A 21,474-nucleotide genomic window follows, 5' to 3' on the forward strand; every position below is an offset into this window, starting at 1 on the left:
TTAAACTGTCTTTGTTGCCTGGGTAGAGATATCCATTGTTATTGGTTAAGGATTTTTTCTTCTCCTACGTACTGCAATGAATTCGCGATATCCAGTATCCTGCTCGATTTCTGGATCCTGCGAACATATTGCAGGATGTAGGCCCTTAACTTCATAGCAATGGCGATATCCCCCTCGCTCCAGGCTACAACTCTATTCTTAATTTAATCCTTAACGTACGAGTCATTGATCTTCGCTGCGTTCTACCAATCAAGGACTACTTTACCTGATTGACCTGATGCCATAATTTGAAATGCACGTTGGTACTCATCAACTGGGAAACGATGCGTTATGACTGGTGAAATATCTAATCCACTTTGTAACATCGCAATCATTTTATACCAAGTTTCATACATTTCACGGCCGTAAATACCTTTAATTACTAAACCTTTAAAAATAACTTGATTCCAATCAATAGCTGTTTCCTGAGGCGGGATACCTAACATAGCCACATGTCCCCCATGATTCATTGCTTTCATCATATCATTTAGGGCCATAGGGTTCCCTGACATCTCCAAACCTACATCAAAACCCTCAAGCATTCCTAACTCGGAAGTTACATCAGCCAGCTTTTCGTACTTAATATTTACTGCGCGAGTCACACCCATTTTTCGGGCTAACTCCAAACGATAATCATTCACATCCGTAATAACTACATGACGCGCACCTATATGCCTTACAATAGCTGCGGCCATAATACCAATTGGTCCAGCACCAGTAATCAATACATCTTCACCAACGACATCAAAAGCCAAAGCACAGTGAGTAGCATTTCCAAATGGATCAAAAATTGAAGCCTGTTCTGCAGTAACATTATCAGGAAGAACAATTACATTACTCGCCGGTATAGATAAATATTCTGCAAAGCAGCCTGGTCTATTGACACCCACGCCTAAAGTATTACGACAAAGGTGGCGTTTACCTGCGCGGCAATTTCGGCAGAAACCACAGGTTATATGCCCTTCACCAGAAACACGCTGTCCTTCATGAAGTCCTTTTACTTCTTGCCCTACTGCAACAATTTCGCCATAAAACTCATGGCCTACAGTCATAGGTACGGGGATAGTTGCTTGCGCCCATTCATCCCAGGAATAAATATGGATGTCAGTACCACAAATTGCTGTTTTTTTCACTTTAATTAATACATCATTGACGCCATATTCAGGTATAGCGACTTCTTCCATCCAAATTCCAGGTTCCTTTTTCGCCTTGACTAATGATTTCATAAAAGTACCTCAAATAAGATCTTCTCTGCACGAGCCAGAAAAGATGACTTTGCTTTAAATAACAGAAAATTCTTTACCTACAGTTTCAAATGCTTCAATTGCTTTATCCAAATGATGCAGCTCATGTGCAGCCGACATTTGGGTACGAATTCGTGCTAAACCCTTAGGTACTACAGGATAAGAAAAACCAACCACATAGATACCTAACTCTAACAAACGGTTCGCCATACGCCCTGCCAGGCTGGCATCTCCCAACATCACAGGAATAATTGGATGTTCTCCAGGGATTAATTTAAATCCTAATTGAGTCATACCTTCACGAAAATAATGGCTGTTGCGTTTTAATTTCTCAGCCCAATGATTATTTTTCATCAAATTATCCAGCACAACACAAGAAGTATGTGCAATTACTGGAGCTAAGGTATTTGAGAATAAATAAGGTCTGGAACGTTGGCGCAACCATTCTACTATAGTCTGATTTGCTGCCGTATAACCGCCTGAAGCACCGCCCAAAGCTTTACCCAGAGTACCTGTAACAATATCAATGCGATCACTAACCCCAAAATGCTCAGGAGTTCCACGGCCAGTTTCACCCATAAAACCAACGGCATGCGAATCGTCAACCATAACCATGGCATCATATTTATCTGCTAATTCACAAATTGCAGGTAGATTTGCCAAAATCCCATCCATGGAAAAAACACCGTCTGTAGCAATTAAACGAAATCGTGCATTTTTAGCGGCGATCAATTGCTCTTCCAATGCGCTCATATCGTTATTAGCATATCGATAACGCGCAGCTTTACAGAGTCTAACCCCATCAATAATGCTGGCATGATTTAATGCATCACTAATAATCGCATCTTCTTCACCTAATAAAGTTTCAAAAAGACCTGTGTTCGCATCAAAACATGAAGAATATAATATAGTATCTTCTTTACTTAAAAATTGACTGATTTTTTGTTCAAGTTGTTTGTGAGGCGTTTGAGTACCGCAAATAAAACGCACAGAAGCCATACCATAGCCGTATTGAGCAAGTGCTTTTTGCCCTTCAGCAATAAGTTGAGGATCATTGGCCAAACCCAAATAATTATTAGCACATAGATTGATTACTTCTTCATGATTTACTGTGACAGCGGCTTGTTGCTGACTGGAAATAACCCGCTCTGATTTATATAAGCCTTCATTTTTAAGTGTCGCTATTTCAGTTTGCAAATAATCAGTAAATTGCTCAAGCACTGCATTCTCCTCTCATTGAATTATCATAAATTCCCCAGACCAGTAATCTTCTGAGGGAATCAAAAATCTATTTAAGAAAACTATTAAAAATAGTGGATCATAGCAAACTTTAAACAGAGTCACCACGAAATTTGGGATTCAAGCATTATTTCTTAGCACATACGCTGTTTTTTTGCTAAGATTGTGCCAAAGTTTTTAAAGTGTGTTGACAATTCGCTCCACAAATTCGTTTCGCAGCATATTTGCGGAATTCCAAAATCCCCAAATGTGAAATCCGTTGAACACATCGCAAAAGCGGGGATTTTGGCAAATGAATAGTCAATCTTAACCTAAAACAATCAACACGGTAGAACAAATGAGTTATCAAAGCGCACGTATTAACATGGTCAAGCAACAACTTCGAACTGGCGATGTTTTAAACGAATCCATACTTGATTTGTATGATGTAGTACTCAGACATGAATTCGTTCCCGAACAATTTACAAATTTTGCTTATTCAGATATGCAGATACCTCTTAATCATGGCCAACGCATGCTTACACCTTTAGAAGAAGGACAAATTTTGCAGGCTCTCGATCTGCAAGGTCACGAAACGGTTTTAGAAGTAGGTACAGGCAGTGGATTTTTTACTGCGATGCTCAGTAAATTGTGTAAAAAAGTAATTAGCATAGATTATTATGCGGATTTCACGAACAATGCTGCTCAGAAATTAAAAGAGCATCACTGCGATAATGTTGAATTAATTACTGGGGACGCCAACCAAGGTTGGTTAGAAGATGCTCCTTATGATGTTGTCATATTCACCGGTGCAATAGAAAAAATAACTGAAACCCAAAGATTACAGGTACTTCCCGGCGGAAAATTATTTGTTATTGAAGGAACATCACCTGTAATGCAAGGTCGATTATATGAACTGGATCATCATGAAAATTGGCATGAATCACTGCTTTTTGAAACAAACATCCCCTTACTGATCAATAAATCAAAGCCCAAAGAATTTGTATTTTAGGATGTAGTTTAAATGAAAAAATTGTTGATCTGCTATCTCATGACTTTGGGTCTGATGGCGCAATCATTTGCTGCAACAGACCTAATGGATATCTATCATCAAGCTCTTGAAAATGACCCCATCTTCAAAAATGCCTATGATACTTATATGGCGAATAAAGAAGCTCTGCCTCAAGCTTGGGCTGCCTTGCTTCCCCAAGCAGGTCTTACAGCACAAACAACTCGAAATTTCCTGCATGTGAATGATGGTTTTTTTACCATTCAAGACGACTATTACAAATCCAGAACATGGCAATTTTCTGCATCACAGGCTATTTTCAATTATCAAGCCTGGGCAAAAGTGCAACAAGCAAGGGCATCGGTTAAAGCAGCACAAGCCACTTTTAACGATGCAGCTCAGGATTTAATTCTTAGAACGGCTAAAGCCTATTTTGATGTACTGTTTGCTCAAGATACCTTAAATTTTGCCGAAGCAAAAAAACGCGCAAACATGCGCCAATACGAGCAAGCAAAACAACGCTTTGAAGTAGGCCTTGATCCAATTACCTCGGTTTATGAAGCAAAAGCGGCTTATGATCAGTCAGTAGCTACAGTTATTGCCTCTCGTAACAATCAAATTAATCAAAGTGAAAACTTAAGAAAGTTGACCAATCATGTTTATGAACTCATAGCGCCGCTGCGGGATGGCACAATTCCCCTCGTTAAGCCAGAACCCAATGATGTGGATGAGTGGATAGATACTGGCCTTAAGCAAAACTATAAATTGTTGTCTGCCAAATACACTCTTGAAGTCGCACGACAAAATATGAAAGCGCTCTCTGCAGGAAACTGGCCTACCGTAGCTATTCAAGGCAACTCAACAGAAACAACGAATGAAGTTAATACGTCCAGTCCTTTCTTACCTGCAAATCAAAAGCAATCAAGTATTGGTTTGGCTTTGAACTTCCCTGCATTCCAAGGGGGACTAGTACTCTCGCAAACACGGCAAGCAAAGCATAATTTTCAGGCTACCAGTGAAAAAGTCGAACAAACCTATAGAGATGTGGTAGTCAATAGCCGGATTGCTTTTAACACAATTACTGATGGAATTAGCAAAGTAAAGGCTGATAGACAAACGATTATTTCCCAGCAAAATTCATTGGAAAGTACAGAGGCTCAATTTGAAGTAGGTACTCGCACTATGGTGGATGTAGTAAATGCCCAACAGCGGCTTTTTGAAGCTCAGAATCAGCTTGCTAATGACCAATATACTTTAATTAATGCTGTTTTAACTCTAAAATACCTTGCTGGAACACTAAATGCAAATGATCTCGAACTGATCAATTCATGGTTAGCAACAACCCGGGTTGACAGATTACCCCCAGCTGAAAGCAAGGCTACTAAATAACAACTTTTATTCAGGTTTTTAATAATGTCCAATCCCTCTCAAGTTGAAAAAAAACTATTACATTATACGGGTAAAGCGATTGCAGATTTTAACATGATCCAGCGTGGCGATCGGGTTATGGTCTGTTTATCAGGCGGCAAAGACTCTTTTACCCTCCTAACGATCCTGGATCAGTTGCGCCGTCGCTCCGGAAATAAATTTGAACTTTTTTCTTTTACCCTGGATCAGGCTCAACCTGGTTGGGATGATACTGCGGTGCGTCAATGGCTTGTCGATCGCTCCATCCCTCATGAAATTCTAACCCGGGATACCTACAGCATCGTTAAAGAAAAAATTCCTGAAGGCAAAACATATTGTTCTTTGTGCTCACGCTTGCGCCGCGGTATTATCTACCGATACGCTGAAGAACATGGGTTCAATAAAATTGCTCTAGGCCATCATCGTGATGATCTGATTCGTACATTAATGATGTCTATCCTCTACAATGGCGATATTCGCTCCATGCCACCTAAATTACTTAGCGACAATAAAAAGCATATCGTTATTCGTCCATTATGCTATGTGCAAGAAAAAGACATTATCACATTTGCTAAAGAACAATCTTATCCTATTATCCCGTGTACTCTTTGTGGTTCGCAGGAAAATTTAATGCGTAAAAAAGTAACACATTTAATTAATCAGCTTGCTGAAGAAAACCCTAAAGTTCCAAGTAATATTCTTCATGCGTTGCAGAGTATCAAACCGAGTCAACTTATGGATCAAAACATGTGGCATTTTAAAAATCTTGAGCATGAATTGATTACGAATCAAACAACCAATACGAATGAACTCTTTAGCCTGGAAGAATTTGATCCCGTTGAAGCATAAAACATTCAGTGGCCCTGGTTGCAGTGTAACGAAACCCGGGCTTTCAGTTAACACCTCCTCCCAATTTTCACCCAAATTTCATTTAATGAACATATCAAACACACATAATGTGTTGATATGAGACAATAAGATAATAAGAACTACAAATTCTTAACCAACCCGTAACAAATTAATAACATTTTTGTTACACTAATGTTTTATTAAATAACACTATAATCTAAAATTAAAATAATTTTTCTTAACCAATTTTTATTTAGTTTTGTTATATAAAGGAAAACAAATCCATGTTTACAAATGCAACGGTTGACTCACGTATATTTCGAATTTATGTGAAACGCTATTTTAAATTTGATTTTGTAGCAGCCATAGTCGTATTTCTAGTTGCTATCCCATTATGCCTGGGTATTGCTCTCGCCTCTGGTGCGCCGCTTATTTCTGGAATTTTAAGTGGCGTTATTGGAGGAGTTGTTGTCGGTTGCATAAGCGGCTCACATGTTAGCGTCAGTGGTCCTGCTGCAGGTATGGCTGCGGTAGTAGTAGCTGCCATAGCTCATCTTGGGGATTTCAACTCATTTTTAGTTGCGCTTGTACTTGCCGGTTTGCTCCAAGTAGTGATAGGAAGTTTCAGAGCCGGATTTGTAGCAGATTATGTTCCCTCGAATGTGGTTCAGGGTCTACTCTGTGCAATCGGTATTTTGCTCATAATCAAACAATTACCGCTTGCATTCACCCTTTCTGCAGATTTTAATGAACTCAAAACCCATTTATTAGAAACAACTGAAGAAATTACGTTAAGTCCTATTCTTGCTCTGTATCACCATCTCAATACCGGGGCAATATTGATTACGATACTTTCAATCACTACATTAATCTATTTTGATTTGACCAAAAATAAGGTACTAAAAGAAATACCTGCACCGATTCTTGTCGTTATTTTAGGTGTACTTCTGAATGAACTCTTTTTATGGACCGGCTCAAGCCTGGTACAAAACTCGCCGCAACTGGTTAATATTCCTCAAACGGATGGTTTCCATGATCTATTTGGCCAATTGGAATACCCAAATTGGTCTGCCCTGGCTAATCCTAAAGTCTATCTCTATGCCTTTATCATTGGCATTGTTGCTTCTCTTGAAACCTTACTGAATCTTAAGGCAGGAGAGAAACTGGATAAAAAACGTCGTTATTCTTCCACAAACAGAGAATTAGTTGCTCAGGGAGTTGGAAACATGACAGCAGGTTTAATTGGAGGAATTCCGGTTACTTCTGTAATCGTTAGAACATCCATTAATATCCAGGCCGGATCTAAAAGTAAAATATCTACTATTTTACATGGAATTTTTATTTTCGTTGCAGTACTGTTGATTCCAGGCACGTTAAATAAAATACCTTTATCCTCATTAGCTGCCATTTTGATCTATACCGGCTATAAACTGAATAAACCTTCTATTTATCGCTCCATATATGCTCAAGGAAGTGATCGCTTTATTCCATTTATAGCTACGGTGATTGGTATTATTGTATTTAACCTGCTGACGGGTATTTTGATTGGACTGGCCGTCAGTTTGTTCTATATCTTAAAGTCAAACAGTCAGGCTCGGATTAACATTCTTAAGGAAATCCACCCTACTGGAGAAGTTAACCGCCTGGTCCTTCCACAACAAATGACCTTTCTTAATAAAGCAGCTCTGGTTGCCGAACTTGCTTCCATACCTAGAGAATCACAATTAATTATTGATGCACGGTATACTCAGTACATTGATAAGGAAATTTCCGAGTTATTAAAAGAATTTAAAGAGGAGCAAGCCCCCAATAAAAAAATCTCCTTGAATCTGATTGGCTTCAAAGAACATTATAAGATTCATAATTATATTGATTTTATTAATGTAACCACATACGACGTGCAATCAAACTTATCGCCAGCACAAGTATTAAATATTTTATACGAAGGAAACCAACGTTTCCTCAATGACAACCGGATTCACCGTTCAAACCAACTGGATATTAAGTATACTGCCAAAGCACAGCACCCTATTGCCATCGTTCTTGGCTGTATTGATTCACGAGTTCCAGTAGAAACGATTTTCGATGTGAGCTTTGGTGATATCTTTTGTGTACGCGTTGCGGGGAACGTGGTAAACAACGATGTTCTAGCCAGCATTGAATATGCGTGCAGTGTTGTTGGCGTTAAGCTCATTATCGTACTTGGCCATACACGCTGTGGTGCCATTCAATCTGCATGTGATGGGGTTGAGAAAGGCCATATTACAGGGTTACTGGATAAAATAAAGCCAGCGATCCAGGCTGAGAACGAAACTGAAACAAATCGCCATAGTAAAAATACAACCTTTGTTAATAATGTTACTGAATTAAACGTGGCCAATACCATGCAAAAAATTTATGAGCGCAGTTCTATCCTGCATGGAATGATAGAACAAAATGATATTGCTATGGTTGGTGCTGTTTATAATGTTCAAACAGGCAAAGTTCATTATAAAAATTATGAGTATGAACTAAACCAGCTTGGTGGAAAAAATTATGAGCACTTAGCCTCTAAATTAAATGCATTATTAAAAGAAGCCAAAATTCAGATATAACGTCATATCGATACAGCGAAGTAGAAGCTCAGAATAACTTTGGCTTGGTAAAAGTTTCCGGGTTTCTGCTTCGCCTGCACTCAAACTGCATCTCATCATGTCAACTCATCTGTTTTTGCACGCAAACTCCTGTATAATGCTGGGCAATTAAGAACAATATTATTTCAGGAGTAGAAATGCGTGCGTCTCAATGGTTTTTAGCAACTCTAAAAGAAACGCCAAACGATGCGGAGATAGTCTCCCATCAATTGATGCTGAGAACAGGAATGATTCGTAAACTGGGCTCAGGCCTTTATACCTGGATGCCTCTAGGTTTAAAAGTATTACGAAAAGTAGAACAAATAGTTCGCGAAGAAATGAATCGCATTAATTCTATGGAATTGCTCATGCCTGCAGTACAACCTGCTGAACTATGGCAAGAAACTGGGCGTTGGGATACTTTTGGCGGCCTACTTCTCACCATGAAGGATGCTAATGGTAGAGACTATTGCTTTGGCCCTACCCATGAAGAAGTCATTACTGACATTATGCGTAATGAATTACAATCCTATAAGCAATTGCCAGCAAGTTTCTATCAAATCCAAACTAAATTCCGCGACGAAATCAGACCGCGTTTTGGTGTAATGCGTGCTCGTGAATTTATTATGAAAGATGCTTATTCGTTCCATTTAAATTTGGAAAGCCTACAAATGACCTACAAAGATATGTATCAGGCTTATTGCCGTATCTTTGATCGTCTAGGACTCAAATACCGTGCCGTTGAAGCAGATACAGGAGCTATTGGCGGTTCCGCATCGCATGAATTCCAGGTATTGGCTGATTCTGGAGAGGATTTGATTTTCTACAGCGACCAAGGGGATTATGCAGCAAATATCGAACAAGCTACGAGTTTAAAACCAGAGAAAGCAACCCCGACCAATCAAAAAATGATTTTGGTTGATACGCCAAACAAAAAAACCATAGCAGAAGTAGCAGAATTCCTGAATGTAGCAAGCAGTCAAACCATCAAGACTTTGATTGTAAAAGGAAGGGAGCATCCTATGGTCGCTTTGGTTTTAAGAGGTGATGATGAGCTGAATGAAGTTAAAGCAATAAAACATCCTGCAGTACATTCCCCGTTACAATTTGTAGATGAAGAAGTTGTTTTAAAAACTCTGAAAGCACCAATTGGCTCATTAGGACCAGTCAACTTATCTATTCCAGTAATTGTGGATCATCATGCGCTTGCTATGGATTCTTTTATTTGTGGCGCCAATCAGGCAGATAAACATTATCAATATGCTGCTTGGGATAAAGATGTCAGTGAATACCTTGCTGCTGATTTGCGTAATGTAAAAGAAGGCGATGTCAGTCCAGATGGCAAAGGAATACTTCGCTCTTGTCGAGGTATTGAAGTTGGGCATGTCTTTCAATTAGGAGATAAATACGCTAAATCCATGAATGCCACAGTGATTAATGAACAAGGTCAATTAGAAACCATGTTAATGGGATGCTATGGCTTAGGTATCACTCGTGTGGTTGCAGCAGCCATTGAACAACATCATGATCAACATGGAATTATCTGGCCTCAAAACATCGCTCCCTTCCAGGTAGTCATTATTCCTTTAAATGGGCATCGATCAGAAGTAGTGCAAAAGCAAGCTGATGCATTATATGAACGTCTAAAGGAGCTGGGAGTCGATGTATTAATTGATGATCGTAATGAGAGAGCTGGCGTATTGTTTGCAGATCACGACTTAATTGGTATTCCACATCGTATCATCATAAGCGAGCGGAATATGGAACAAAATTGTGTGGAATATAAAAGCCGAGCAAGCGGAGAAACACAGCAATTAAGCTTGGATAAAGCAATTGATGGAATCATGCAATTAGTCACAAATAAGTAAGTACAAATCTGTAGCCTGGGTGCAGCGAAGCGGAACCCGGGAAATAATGTACCTCAGTAAAACCCGGGTTCCGCTTCGCTGCACCCAGGCTACAGATTCTTAAAATATTATTTTCGATATGAATGTTTGTTCGAACGGTTGGATTTGAGGACAGGTTGTGAGAAAATTTTTCCAAGCAAGCGCTGCATACATCAGTATGCAAGCATTGATTAGGAGAGTTTTCTCGCAAGATGCGCCAAATACAGCTGTTCCCTGTATTTACTTTTCATCTCCAGGATTACCCTGCGTATTCAAATAAGTTAGTACCTCATTGTTTTTTAATGCTTTTACTCCAATTGCAGTGATTTGATTAAACCCTACATCTAAAGTATAAAGAGTTGTTGTTTCAGCTAAAGCCAAAGCACCCTCATCACCAATAGAGTTGTGACCTAAATCCAAATTTTGTAACTGTACCGCTTTTGCCAAGATTTTTGCCCCATAATCTCCAATAAGATTATTATTTGCATATAAGTTATTCAGAGAACTTATTTTTGCCAATTCAGCGATGCTCTCATCATCAATGAAATTATTGTCGATGTTCAGCAAGGTAAGATGATTTAACTCAGATAAAGCCTGAGCTCCTTCTCGACCCACATCACAATCAGCAATTGAAAGCCACTCAAGCATCCCGGCTTGGGCTAAAAAAATTGCTCCATCATTATGTAACGGATTGTGATCAATAATGAGATAAAGCAAATTCGGTTTTCTTGCTATAATTTTCGCCCCATCTTTATCAATATTATTGTCAACCAAATCAATAAATTTAAGCGATTGATTCCTATCAAGAAATTCTATACCTTCATTACCTAAATGATTACTACTTAAATATAAGCTTTTCAATGTCTTATTCGCAAACAGTGCTTTTGCCCCTGCTGTACCAATTTGAGCTTTTCTTAGAGAAAGATGAATCAGTGATTTATTTTTTGCTAAAAATTTAGCACCTGAAGGACCTATGGGGTTATCATCAAGAGAAAGAAAAAATAAGGTAGTATTATTTGCTAAAGCTTCAGCTCCATAGGGACCAATATGATTCTCCCCCAGCAGAAGATAAACCAATGAGGAGTTTTTTGCTAACGCCTCAGCCCCCAATGAGCCGATGCGATTTCCATTTAGAAACAAATAGCGAATATAAGTATTAGTGGAGAGTAATTCGGCACCTTGGAAGCCAATCTGATTATCGGAGAGGCTCAAGCGGGTAATTTCGGGATGCTCTTTGAGATAAGATAGAATTTGCGGAATATCCCGATCATGTATATTACATTGATCCATAAATATACCACCATCGCTGACATATGACTCTATATTTTCAACACATTCATTCCCTTGGTATACAGAATTTTTTATTTTATCCTTAGCAAATAGAGATGAACTCATTGCACTCAGTATAAGCAAAAGACATAAAGCAGCTTTTCTCATCATGAACCCAATCCTTTTGTTAAATCTGATGTCTATAAGCTAGGAAATAAAAACTATGAAGTTGTATCACGAAGATAAATAAAAACCAACACACCAACTGATAAGATTTCTGGAGAATAGGTACAAAAGTATATTCTTGCAGTTCAGGCAAGCTCAAGATTACACGCTTGCGATTCATCACGGGTAATTCGAAAATTAGCAAAATCCTGGATAAAATGGGTTATATAGTAAGCTAATGAAAAATGAGTATGCTCTCCAAAAATATTATGATAAATCTCTTCGGGAGATTCCTCTAAATCAGCACAAAAGGTTTTTAACAAAAAGTCCGCATATTTTTTATTGATTTCCCCCCATTTGTTTAAGATTGATTGAGCATGTGATAACTGAATCTCTTCTGTAAAGGCACTTAATTTATTGTAATGGTATAAATTCCCTACAAGATAAAGCATAAAAACACGTGTTTCCATATACTGCTCAGAGATAGCATTCAAGACCGACGGGACAAGGAGTTTAATTGGTAGAAATTTGGAATCTAGATTTTGCATGACAAAGAGTAAGTTCCAGCTCTGATACAAATACATCCACTCGGTACTTATAAAAAATTGACTCACTCGTTTGGGCAGCTGATTCACAATTAAATCAGGAAGAAGGCTGTATTTTTTATCCTCTATTAGTGAACTTCCAGCAGGTAAAACAAGCTTCATAAAGGAAAAACCATTAGGCGGTTGAGTATGTTCTAATACACGAATAAGCACAGAACCTGCAAAGGAATTATCATTAGGCTGTCCCTCTTCGTTAGGTTTCTCTTCCCAAATCGCCTCCAAGATATTTAAGCTCACATTTTTAACTGAATCACAGTGCTTTTCACCTATTGGTGTAGGACAGATTTTCGTATTCCAAAGGGCTAATCCATGTTTCTTAATAAACTCTTTTGACCTCTCCTGAATTGCTTCTTGGCCAAGCTCATCGTTTCCCAATAAACGCGTAAATGCACCTGAAGTCATTACTGGATCAACAGAAACTAACTTTAGGTTTTTAAAAAGCGAAAAATTGTATCTGTTTGAAGCAAAAAATAAATTAAAGAGTGGATTTCCTGGATATGAAGTGCTCCTTTGCTTTTTAGTAAAACAATATACATCTTCATTAAATGTAAAACTATTTACCATAGTCACAGAACATGCTTCAAATAAACATAATAAATTCAGCTGAATTTGCAGCTGTTTTGACATCATTTCCAATTCATGATCTGAAATTAACTGTTCATGCTCTATAAAAGCAAGTAACTCGCAAAGAGGAGTATTGTTTAGTAAACCAATTTCTACAGACTCAATAAGCCTGCTCAAATCAATTGATTCCTCTGTAAGTTTGATCAAAAAGTTCTTAAGCCCTTCATCACGAATTGTAAACGAATCAAACTTTAAGTCTTCCATGATTTTTTTGATAATTGATGGATCAGTTTGTTTCTTAAGATAGCTAAGCACACGGCTTAAAAAATGTTTTGTTAAAAGTTGTCCCATAAAAAAATCGTTACAAAAGAAAGGGATATTCATTCATTTTATTGAAATATACTTTAAGAGTATAGGGTAAGCGTGTCTCGTAACATGATATAAAGCAAAATACTATCACTTCGAAAATCCCAGAGTCTCTATTCGGCGTTTTATGCGTAGATCCAGCTCTAATCTTTATACTCAAAGAAAAAGCCCCTATACGTCTCACTTTAGTTTCTATTTAAAATAGCATTTTTCGTTGCTCTAATTTCTTTACCTTTATTTATAGAAAAGATTTTTGTAATCTCCACACCAATAAAGAAAATTTGCGCTGAATAATACACCCAAATTAAAATAATAATTAAAGAGCTTGCAGCGCCAAATATAGAATATCTAGAAAATTGTATAAGATAAAATTCAATGAGAATTTTTCCGAAGTTAAACAATAAAGAAGTGATCAATGCCCCCAACCACACATCGCGCCATTTTAATACCACATCCGGGAGAAACTTAAATATCATTGCAAATAACACTGTGAGAACACAAAAAGAGATGAAATGATTTATTATTAAATCCATTAAAATATTTGTATTCATCATATAATTTAAATAATTACTTAAAAGAGTGAAACCGGTACTTAAAATTAATGATACTAAGAATAAAAACGCAATTCCTAAAACAATTACAAAAGAAAAAAAACGACTTTTTAATTTTGCAAACCATCCTGCATCAGGATTTGTTTTGACACCCCATATCTCATTTAATCCTACTTGAATCTCAGTAAAAACTCCTGAGGCGGTAAATAAAATAACTAGAAAGCTGATTACTCTTGTTAAAAAAGAAGGGGTTGGATGCGCTCTATTTTGAATTATTTCTTGAAGTTGTAACGTGGGTTCTTTTCCTATTAAACTGCTTGCTTGGGCTAAAATTTGATTACGAGAAGCTTCTTCACCAAATATTGTTCCTACGATGAAAATACAAATTAATAAAATTGGAGCAAGGGAAAATAAAGTATAATAAGCAAGTGCTGCAGCTTTGCTTGAAACTCTATCATGGCTCCAATTATTAAATAGTTCTTTTAGGAAATTCCAAGAGTTCATTAAAATCATTTTTTGTCCTTATAATAGGAACTCTTTTATAGGAAGGTGCGAAATGTCTGAGTGCTTCTAGCCTATTTTTTTCAAAAAGCCAAATATTCAGTCAATAGCATCAACTTTATTTTAATACTACATATAGCGCAGGAAAGCCAAACATTTTTTATTCTATTTTAAAGCACTTCCTTACGCTGTAATAATTAAGCACACTTCAAAGAAAATATTTAAAATTTATTCATATTGCGAGAGGTACTGATTTCACCAAGTTCTATTCCAGCGAGGATTTCTGAAAATATATCGAAATTTTGGGAATGCGAATTCGTATTAATTATGGGAAACATGATATGTTGAAAAAAATGAGCTCTTTTTTTAATTTCTTCAGCATAGATTCTTGCTACTAATTCAGGATCATTTTTAAATGCGCCACAACCCCACGCACCGAGGGTCGCATAAGGCTTTCCCTCAAGAATTAATGTGTCCAGTTGTGCTGCAATTCGTCGGCGCAAATTACTTTCATATGCGTGAAGCTCTTGGGATTGTGATTCAGAAAAGTGCTCAGGAGCAGCTGATCTTAATTCATAAAAAGGAAAAATACTTGATGGAGGAAGAAACAAGTAGCTTATATCAGGATTAGGCTCATACCCACTTGAGCTAAATTCATCTGTTGATGATGGGAGAAAATATAGTTCCTCTCCTCTGAAACAGACTCTAGGTTCTTTACTAAAGAAGGTCTTATAGAGTTCATCAGAAGAAAAAGCTCCGGGACAACGTTCTTTTAAGATATCGATTTCCATATCCGTCATTTTCTTTCTTGCCTCAAGCAGCTGTCTTCCTGCCTCCGTATATAAAAATAAGTTGGTATTTTTATCAAACTCAACCCATTTATCCATCAACGAAAGTGCACATGTGGTTCGATGCCACATATTTTCTTCTTGAGCATTTCCTCCTTCTAATACGGCCCCGCCGGGGTAGAGCGAGCTCGCCATATTTAATACCGCATAAGCTTCACCATGCTCTTCCGTTGCCTCACGAGTTGCAGTTCCCCAATCTTGAGGTACAACGTCAACTCTCTTAGGAGCTTTAGATTTTTTTTTTGCCCAACGATTTAAATTATCTATTGCCTGTTGCTGTAATCTTTTTTGTTCTTCAGGAATTGTTATCAGCTGTATGGTTTTTTCCATACTTTTATAACGCCAACTCTTACCTGATAAGGCACCACTTATTAAACCTGGTTTTTGTGCTCTAATGGCTTCTTTTATGAGGGAATAATGTTCATGATTTGAGGAAACTCGCCTGAAAAATCTAGCTCTCATAATTTAAATCCTAAATATACTACACCGCGTCATTCCCTGCTTCACCTTATACTCCTTGCTTTCTCTGAGATATCAAATGAGTGTGTTTTTCAATTTTGTCTTGTGTAAAAAAATTTCCTCTTCATAGAGAATGCTTAAAGCAGACAAAGATTGATTCGAAAATGAATTCGATTCATATATTTATCATAGTGTATATAAATTTGAATTCAAGAAGATGCTTAAATACCGTTTTTATCTGTTGGAAAGATAAGAATACTTTGACTTTTTAGTACAACCAATTTTTTTAGAAAAAGTTTTTATTATCAACTCTGTATTTTTCCTCGAAGTAGTTATGGATAAGTTTTTTTTATTAAGAACCGTTTGTTTCATAAAAATAACTTATTAGGAATTGCATCGCTTATTTCAGCGTTCTTTTTCCTGTGGAGGAACTACAATTGCGAAAGGTTCGCTGGAACTACCATCTATGATTTTATTCAATAATTTAACCCTTATTAAAACCCTCATCGTTTTGCTCTCCTCAGAGCATTTTATTTCCTGGGGCTCACGCTTACAATTTGCAACTTGGTGCACTGTGTCTATAGGACTGGTATCGCTATCAATTACTTTTTGATGTTCCAAGTCGATAAGAGTTAACTCCAGGTGACTGAGCGCCCATTCGTTTCCTTCAGAAGTATATCCCACACGTCGTTCGTGCACCAAAGTAACCTTTTCCCCTCTTTTAAGCATGGTTTGATATTCCCATATTGGGTTTTCTACAGTCAACTCACTTTCAATAATATTGTTTCTTTGTTGAAACGCTTTTTCCATGTTGATATAACCCCAGCCATAAGTTCTATTCCAGGCTGAACCCATAATTTTAGAATGGCCAGAATCTGCTGTACCTGCATCAGTCCAGGTATCCGCGCTATTAATGAGTAACGCTTTGATGGCCATAGGATTCTGAATCCCTGCATCTTGTAATAGCAAGGCAGAAGCTCCTACATGCGGGGCAGCAGAACTAGTCCCCCCCATAAGGCGATAACCATCTTTGTAGTTCATTGCATTGGAATAGATAAAGCCATACACTTTGGGATCGGGAGCACAAGTCATAGTATCATGGCCAGGTGCAGTTAAATCCGGCTTACGTCTACCAAAAGGTGTAGGGCCGCGGCTGCTGGTGTTCTTAATATGATGTTTACTTCTATCTGCAGTTTTTACCACGGTTTCATTTTCAGAAACAAGCGTATTCATGTTGGCAACTGTAATCCCATTATAATTATCGCCAGGAACAGTCAGGGTAGAGGCAAAGGTGAATTGATGTGTGGGCTCTATATATCCTGCATTCCCAGCTGATTTTACCCAGAGAATTTTTTGAGTATTCACCACATAGTCTATAACTTTTGCAAGCCCGCTCCATTCAGGACAAGCAGGACAATTTAAATCCAGCCTACCATTTCCCATGCTGTAATTAATAAGCGTAGGTTTAAGTTCAGAACGATGCAACATCCAATCCAGAGTTTCCATAGTACGCATGATACTTGAAGGATCGGCGGTTTCCTCTCCTGCTAATCCAGAAATAATTGTAGAAGCACCATAAGCCATACCTTTGTATTTTTCATGATTGCTGGCATAAATACAGGCTACACCGGTTGCATGGGGCTCTTTTACGCCATTAATGAGATTAGAATAGCCAGAACCTGGCTCTTGATGAACTATTAATCGTTTATTGGATAAAGAAGGATGCAAAGGATCTACACCGGTATCAATTATGCCGATAATTCCTTTTTGGCCGGTATAACCATGGTTCCACCAATTACTTACATTAGGATAAAAAGATGAAGGCGCAAGTTTTAAAACTTGCGCAGTCACATCCAGCTCCGATTGAGCAGCAAAATGAGAAGAAATTTGTGCAGCAGCATCAAAATCTGCAATTTGATAAAGTAAATTACGACTCCTGGGAACTTGGATTGCTACTGCGGGCATGAAGCCTAAATCTTGAACGTTCACATTCTGAATTTTTTTTATTTCTTCAATAAATGATTCTTTTTCTGAAATATTATGCAAAAAGACCAGAATCGATAAAGGAGTATTATCAGAAGCTCTGGAATGTCTTAAAGTATGGAGAACATCAGCATCAATAATAGCCCTAGCAGAAAGAATAGGACTTACTGTGAGTAAAATTATCGCAAGATAAAATCTTTTGAGCTTACGCCACATAGAATGCCTCACTTATGGAGTCAATATCAATGAACAATATTCATTTACCTAATGGCAAAATATTGTGTTTCAGGGTAATTTTAAAGCAAGGAATCAAAAGAAGAAAGCTGTTCGTATAAAAAAATTGCTGTTAATACAATGAGGTAGATCCATCTTTCCTTTGAGCAGTATCTTTGAAGAATCCCTCAAATGAGACTTCAGCTTCCTAAAAAAAGATGAGATGATTTATAATCTTCTATTTGTCTAGTCGTTTTTCGAATAAGCAGTTTGTTTTAAAATTAAAAAACGTGTGAGTAAGAAGCCAATAATAATTCCTGCAAAATTTATCCAATAAAGCGGCCAGGAAAAAATTCCAAGCCCCACAACATTCGGACCGGGACAAATCCCAGTAATTCCCCAACCTACACCAAAAGCTGCTGCACCAAGAATAAGCTGCCAATCAATTTTTTCTTTGGTAGGTAACTCATAACAGCTGTTTAGTAAAGGCTTAGTCAACCATTTACGCAATTGGAACAAAAGAAAAGTAACTAATAAAGCCATAAAAAAAGTAACATATAAATTAATCTTAAATGTATCAGCTCCAATTTTTAGACCTGCAATAATAATATCTGGACTATACATACCCGTTAAAATTAAACCTAAACCAAATATTAACCCAGCGATTAATGCGATCAGAGAGTTCATATTTTATATCCTTAGTGTGTTAGCCAGGAAGTAATTATTGCAATAGGGAAAAAGATACTCACAGCAATTATTGAGCGTTTGCGTAAGAGTGATATTCCACATAATCCATGTCCACTGGTACACCCATTACCAAGATAGGTGCCGCCACCAACCAATATTCCGCCAAGAATCAATAGCTCATAATTCGTTTTAAAAACAGCAGCAGGATTGGGGACTGTCTGCAGAAAATTAAAGAGAACCCCGCTTAAAAACAATCCCACAATAAATGAAATATTGTCAATATTTGGACGATAAGTTGTAAAATCCCATGACCGAAAAAGGATACCACTACAACCAAGAATTCTCCCTCGAACCAACAGCATTATTCCGGCAGCAACTCCAAGAAGGATCCCTCCTAGAACAACGTGTATTTCAATTATCATTATGACGGTCTCCTGTATAGATAAGATAATTTTTTGATAATACACATAAAATATTTTATCCACTTTAATATAACTATTATTGTGGCTGGAAATAAATGGAATACAATAAAGTTTGTGTGCAACAAAAAACAGCAAAAGCATCCTATTTAACTCAAAAATGTTATGCTTTCTGCTGTTCTTCGTAATTGCCGCTATAAATTAAAGGAATCACTTTACCATTCGAATCGAATACCGCGATTACCAGGCATTATTCAATGAAATCACCAGAAAGGAGAATAAAAACCGTATGATTCGTTTCATAAATATTTTCCCCTGTAATTTTCAAGTACCTCTTCATCGAAAATTCTAAAATAAATCAAACCAAAATTTGCACACAAAAAGAATTAAATTGACACAATGGCGTTTAATTTGATATGTTATTCTGCGTAGATAAAATTTTAATCAAATATATCACCATGAATCATCGCAATACGAACAAAAGCACTAACTTTCCTGCAGTGTTCACTGCAAAGTTATCGCTGTGCCATGATTTTTTACCTACCGCAATCGCTTCAGTAGATATTATTATTATTTTGCCCTCTTTACCCTAGAGCGGTCAGTTATTTTTTATTCCCGAACCTCTCTAGGGGGAACATCGGGTGTTTGGAATAACTGAATATTAAAGCTGGAGGGTATCATGACTCAAACTAACTCTTTTAACCTAAAAAACAATTGCTTGCCCTTTGTTATGTGGTTTTTTCCACTATCGTTTTTTGCACTTCAATTTATATTGCGTCTATGGCCGGGATTGATGATGCAAGAAATAATGACTCGGTTTTCAATCGATGCAGCCAATTTTGGCCTCTTAGCTGCATTTTATTATTATGGATATGCTGGAATGCAAATTCCTATGGCATTATTGCTCGAAAAATTTGGCGCCAAAAAAGTAGTTTTTATCTTTGCACTACTTTGTGGTTTAAGCGCCCTGCTCTTTACCTCGACTCATAATTTTTACCTGGCCTTATTAAGCAGATTTTTAATCGGGGCCAGCTCAGCCGTTGGTTTTTTGGGAGTATCCAAAGTTATTTCTGAATGGTTTAGTAGCACTCGATATTCTCAAATGGTTGGATTTTCTTTTAGTGTTGGGCTTTTAGGAGCTGTCTATGGTGGCAAACCATTAACTCAGTTGCTTTCGACCTACAGCAGTCAACGGGTAGGATTAGTGCTTGCATTATGCTCCATAAGTGTAGGTGTATTCGCTTATTTGGTATTGCGTACTCCCAAGAATTTTAAAGTAAAAGCGAATGAGTTTAACCTATCTCATTTATCTGTGTTGTTCACTTCAAGAATATTATGGGTTCTTGCCCTAGCTAATTTGTTAATGGTCGGTGCACTCGAAGGGTTTGCTGATGTGTGGGGAGTATCTTTTTTAACTGCTGCCTATGGTTTTGCTAAATCTGATGCAGCCCTACTCGTCTCATTGATTTTTGTAGGTATGCTATTTGGAGGACCATTACTTGCGTTTCTTAGTAAAAAAATAGGAAATTATACTGTTATAGGGATTTGTGGAATCGGATTAACCTTAGCGTTTCTAATGATTCTCTCAGGAAATGTGAGCAATTGGTGGCTCCTTAGTACTTTATTCTTCACTATTGGGCTTATGTGTTGCTATCAAGTAATTGTATTTGCGGCAGGTTCCACTCTTGTTTCCAACAAACAGTTAGGAATAACCATAGCCTTTTTAAATTGTATCAATATGCTTGGCGGGTCATTTTTTCATACTGTAATAGGTAAAATAATGGATTATTACTGGGAGGGGAACCTCACCGAAAATGGGCTAAAGCAATACAGCCTGTCCTCCTACCACCACGCTTTGATGGTGATACCAGCCTGCGCCCTTTTGGGAACGGTACTCATTTATCTGCTTCACAGACACATCAAGAGTCAGGTGAATCTAAAGTCGGCTAAACCTATTGTGGTTTCTGAAACTTCATTTTGAAATATTGTGAACGGCGAAATGGGGCTTGTTTACATTTCGCTGGATTGAGCCAAAATAGTAGCATGATCAGCAGCCCTTATTGATTTGAGTTGTATTATAAAATCCTCTTCAATTTTATAATGCAGGCAATTGTTTTTTATTTTTTCAATATAACCCAATTCTTCCAATCTATTTAGAGCCGGGAGAATCTCTGTAGATAATTCATAGCGAAACCGAGGTACAAATGAATTCAATATTGCCTCTTTTTCAACGACAAGAAACTCTCTTATGTTCTTATTATTAGGGTTAGTCACATCATTTTTAATGATATTCATAAAATGAGAATAATCATTAAAAAGCTTATCCAAATCCAATATTTTTTTATTCTTTATCTTTTTAGTATTTTTTTTATTATTCATGAATTTTTGTATGTGCCATCCACCTAAAGCAGTAATAAGACAACCCGTTAAAAAGCCGACTAAAAATGAGGTATCCATAGACATTGTTTCAATTAAAATTTTGATGGTACAAAAACATGATCATCGATGTAATCATAAGTTGGTTAATTATATATCAAAAAATGATTAAAAGTAACAACACTTTTTTAAGATTGCAAACCA

At 37.3% G+C, this 21,474-nt stretch carries 16 protein-coding genes; 6 read left to right on the forward strand and 10 right to left on the reverse strand.

Annotated features, from left to right (window positions below):
* Positions 1-242: 242 nt before the first annotated feature.
* Together tdh and A8O27_RS01705 are read right to left on the reverse strand one after the other, a co-directional pair.
* Positions 243-1,265, reverse strand: coding sequence for an L-threonine 3-dehydrogenase (tdh, locus tag A8O27_RS01700; protein WP_058460335.1), 1,023 nt, complete (start codon positions 1,263-1,265; stop codon positions 243-245).
* Positions 1,266-1,319: 54 nt separating this feature from the next.
* A complete protein-coding gene (locus A8O27_RS01705) occupies positions 1,320-2,504 on the reverse strand; it encodes a glycine C-acetyltransferase (RefSeq protein WP_058460334.1) in 1,185 nt (394 codons plus the stop codon).
* 355 nt (positions 2,505-2,859) lie between these two features.
* Here A8O27_RS01705 and A8O27_RS01710 point away from each other — a divergent pair, with 355 nt between their 5' ends.
* From A8O27_RS01710 to A8O27_RS01730, 5 genes are all read left to right on the forward strand, one after another.
* A complete protein-coding gene (locus A8O27_RS01710) occupies positions 2,860-3,513 on the forward strand; it encodes a protein-L-isoaspartate O-methyltransferase family protein (RefSeq protein WP_058460333.1) in 654 nt (217 codons plus the stop codon).
* A 12-nt stretch (positions 3,514-3,525) separates the two neighbouring features.
* Positions 3,526-4,899: a TolC family outer membrane protein gene (locus A8O27_RS01715; RefSeq protein ID WP_058460332.1), complete on the forward strand. Its 1,374-nt coding sequence runs from the start codon at positions 3,526-3,528 to the stop codon at positions 4,897-4,899.
* Positions 4,900-4,923: 24 nt separating this feature from the next.
* Positions 4,924-5,766 (forward strand): tRNA 2-thiocytidine(32) synthetase TtcA, encoded by an 843-nt coding sequence (ttcA, locus tag A8O27_RS01720; RefSeq protein ID WP_058460331.1) that lies wholly within the window; start codon positions 4,924-4,926, stop codon positions 5,764-5,766.
* Positions 5,767-6,050: 284 nt separating this feature from the next.
* Positions 6,051-8,360, forward strand: a complete 2,310-nt coding sequence (locus tag A8O27_RS01725; RefSeq protein ID WP_058460330.1) for a bifunctional SulP family inorganic anion transporter/carbonic anhydrase — start codon at positions 6,051-6,053, stop codon at positions 8,358-8,360.
* Between the two features lie 176 nt (positions 8,361-8,536).
* Positions 8,537-10,246, forward strand: coding sequence for a proline--tRNA ligase (locus A8O27_RS01730; protein WP_058460329.1), 1,710 nt, complete (start codon positions 8,537-8,539; stop codon positions 10,244-10,246).
* 258 nt (positions 10,247-10,504) lie between these two features.
* Here A8O27_RS01730 and A8O27_RS01735 read toward each other — a convergent pair whose 3' ends face one another.
* The 7 genes from A8O27_RS01735 to A8O27_RS01765 all read right to left on the reverse strand — a co-directional run bounded on the left by A8O27_RS01735 (position 10,505) and on the right by A8O27_RS01765 (position 18,897).
* Entirely contained in the window at positions 10,505-11,704 is a 1,200-nt protein-coding gene (locus A8O27_RS01735; RefSeq protein WP_058460328.1) for a leucine-rich repeat domain-containing protein, read from the reverse strand.
* A 140-nt stretch (positions 11,705-11,844) separates the two neighbouring features.
* Positions 11,845-13,218 (reverse strand): hypothetical protein, encoded by a 1,374-nt coding sequence (locus tag A8O27_RS01740; protein ID WP_058460327.1) that lies wholly within the window; start codon positions 13,216-13,218, stop codon positions 11,845-11,847.
* 200 nt (positions 13,219-13,418) lie between these two features.
* Positions 13,419-14,297, reverse strand: coding sequence for a YihY/virulence factor BrkB family protein (locus A8O27_RS01745; RefSeq protein ID WP_064115051.1), 879 nt, complete (start codon positions 14,295-14,297; stop codon positions 13,419-13,421).
* Positions 14,298-14,506: 209 nt separating this feature from the next.
* A complete protein-coding gene (locus A8O27_RS01750) occupies positions 14,507-15,595 on the reverse strand; it encodes a poly(ADP-ribose) glycohydrolase domain-containing protein (RefSeq protein ID WP_058460326.1) in 1,089 nt (362 codons plus the stop codon).
* A gap of 402 nt (positions 15,596-15,997) precedes the next feature.
* Positions 15,998-17,791 (reverse strand): S8 family serine peptidase, encoded by a 1,794-nt coding sequence (locus A8O27_RS01755; RefSeq protein WP_058460325.1) that lies wholly within the window; start codon positions 17,789-17,791, stop codon positions 15,998-16,000.
* A gap of 243 nt (positions 17,792-18,034) precedes the next feature.
* Positions 18,035-18,475 (reverse strand): DUF6691 family protein, encoded by a 441-nt coding sequence (locus A8O27_RS01760; RefSeq protein ID WP_058460324.1) that lies wholly within the window; start codon positions 18,473-18,475, stop codon positions 18,035-18,037.
* An 11-nt stretch (positions 18,476-18,486) separates the two neighbouring features.
* Positions 18,487-18,897 (reverse strand): YeeE/YedE family protein, encoded by a 411-nt coding sequence (locus tag A8O27_RS01765; protein WP_058460564.1) that lies wholly within the window; start codon positions 18,895-18,897, stop codon positions 18,487-18,489.
* A 676-nt stretch (positions 18,898-19,573) separates the two neighbouring features.
* Here A8O27_RS01765 and A8O27_RS01770 point away from each other — a divergent pair.
* A complete protein-coding gene (locus A8O27_RS01770; protein ID WP_058460323.1) occupies positions 19,574-20,875 on the forward strand; it encodes an MFS transporter in 1,302 nt (433 codons plus the stop codon).
* A 29-nt stretch (positions 20,876-20,904) separates the two neighbouring features.
* Here the strand turns inward: A8O27_RS01770 and A8O27_RS01775 are convergent, their stop codons facing one another.
* A complete protein-coding gene (locus A8O27_RS01775; protein WP_058460322.1) occupies positions 20,905-21,351 on the reverse strand; it encodes a hypothetical protein in 447 nt (148 codons plus the stop codon).
* Positions 21,352-21,474: the final 123 nt, after the last annotated feature.

It is taken from the genome of Legionella bozemanae (genome assembly GCF_001648595.1).
Classification (GTDB): Bacteria; Pseudomonadota; Gammaproteobacteria; order Legionellales; family Legionellaceae; genus Legionella; species Legionella bozemanae.

Excerpts from the sequence above, each read along its gene's own strand:
- tdh (WP_058460335.1), bottom strand. The coding sequence starts at position 1,265 with ATGAAATCATTAGTCAAGGCGAAAAAGGAACCTGGAATTTGGATGGAA.
- A8O27_RS01710 (WP_058460333.1), top strand. The coding sequence starts at position 2,860 with ATGAGTTATCAAAGCGCACGTATTAACATGGTCAAGCAACAACTTCGA.
- A8O27_RS01715 (WP_058460332.1), top strand. The coding sequence starts at position 3,526 with ATGAAAAAATTGTTGATCTGCTATCTCATGACTTTGGGTCTGATGGCG.
- ttcA (WP_058460331.1), top strand. The coding sequence starts at position 4,924 with ATGTCCAATCCCTCTCAAGTTGAAAAAAAACTATTACATTATACGGGT.
- A8O27_RS01725 (WP_058460330.1), top strand. The coding sequence starts at position 6,051 with ATGTTTACAAATGCAACGGTTGACTCACGTATATTTCGAATTTATGTG.
- A8O27_RS01730 (WP_058460329.1), top strand. The coding sequence starts at position 8,537 with ATGCGTGCGTCTCAATGGTTTTTAGCAACTCTAAAAGAAACGCCAAAC.
- A8O27_RS01735 (WP_058460328.1), bottom strand. The coding sequence starts at position 11,704 with ATGATGAGAAAAGCTGCTTTATGTCTTTTGCTTATACTGAGTGCAATG.
- A8O27_RS01740 (WP_058460327.1), bottom strand. The coding sequence starts at position 13,218 with ATGGGACAACTTTTAACAAAACATTTTTTAAGCCGTGTGCTTAGCTAT.
- A8O27_RS01745 (WP_064115051.1), bottom strand. The coding sequence starts at position 14,297 with ATGATTTTAATGAACTCTTGGAATTTCCTAAAAGAACTATTTAATAAT.
- A8O27_RS01750 (WP_058460326.1), bottom strand. The coding sequence starts at position 15,595 with ATGAGAGCTAGATTTTTCAGGCGAGTTTCCTCAAATCATGAACATTAT.
- A8O27_RS01755 (WP_058460325.1), bottom strand. The coding sequence starts at position 17,791 with ATGTGGCGTAAGCTCAAAAGATTTTATCTTGCGATAATTTTACTCACA.
- A8O27_RS01760 (WP_058460324.1), bottom strand. The coding sequence starts at position 18,475 with ATGAACTCTCTGATCGCATTAATCGCTGGGTTAATATTTGGTTTAGGT.
- A8O27_RS01765 (WP_058460564.1), bottom strand. The coding sequence starts at position 18,897 with ATGATAATTGAAATACACGTTGTTCTAGGAGGGATCCTTCTTGGAGTT.
- A8O27_RS01770 (WP_058460323.1), top strand. The coding sequence starts at position 19,574 with ATGACTCAAACTAACTCTTTTAACCTAAAAAACAATTGCTTGCCCTTT.
- A8O27_RS01775 (WP_058460322.1), bottom strand. The coding sequence starts at position 21,351 with ATGGATACCTCATTTTTAGTCGGCTTTTTAACGGGTTGTCTTATTACT.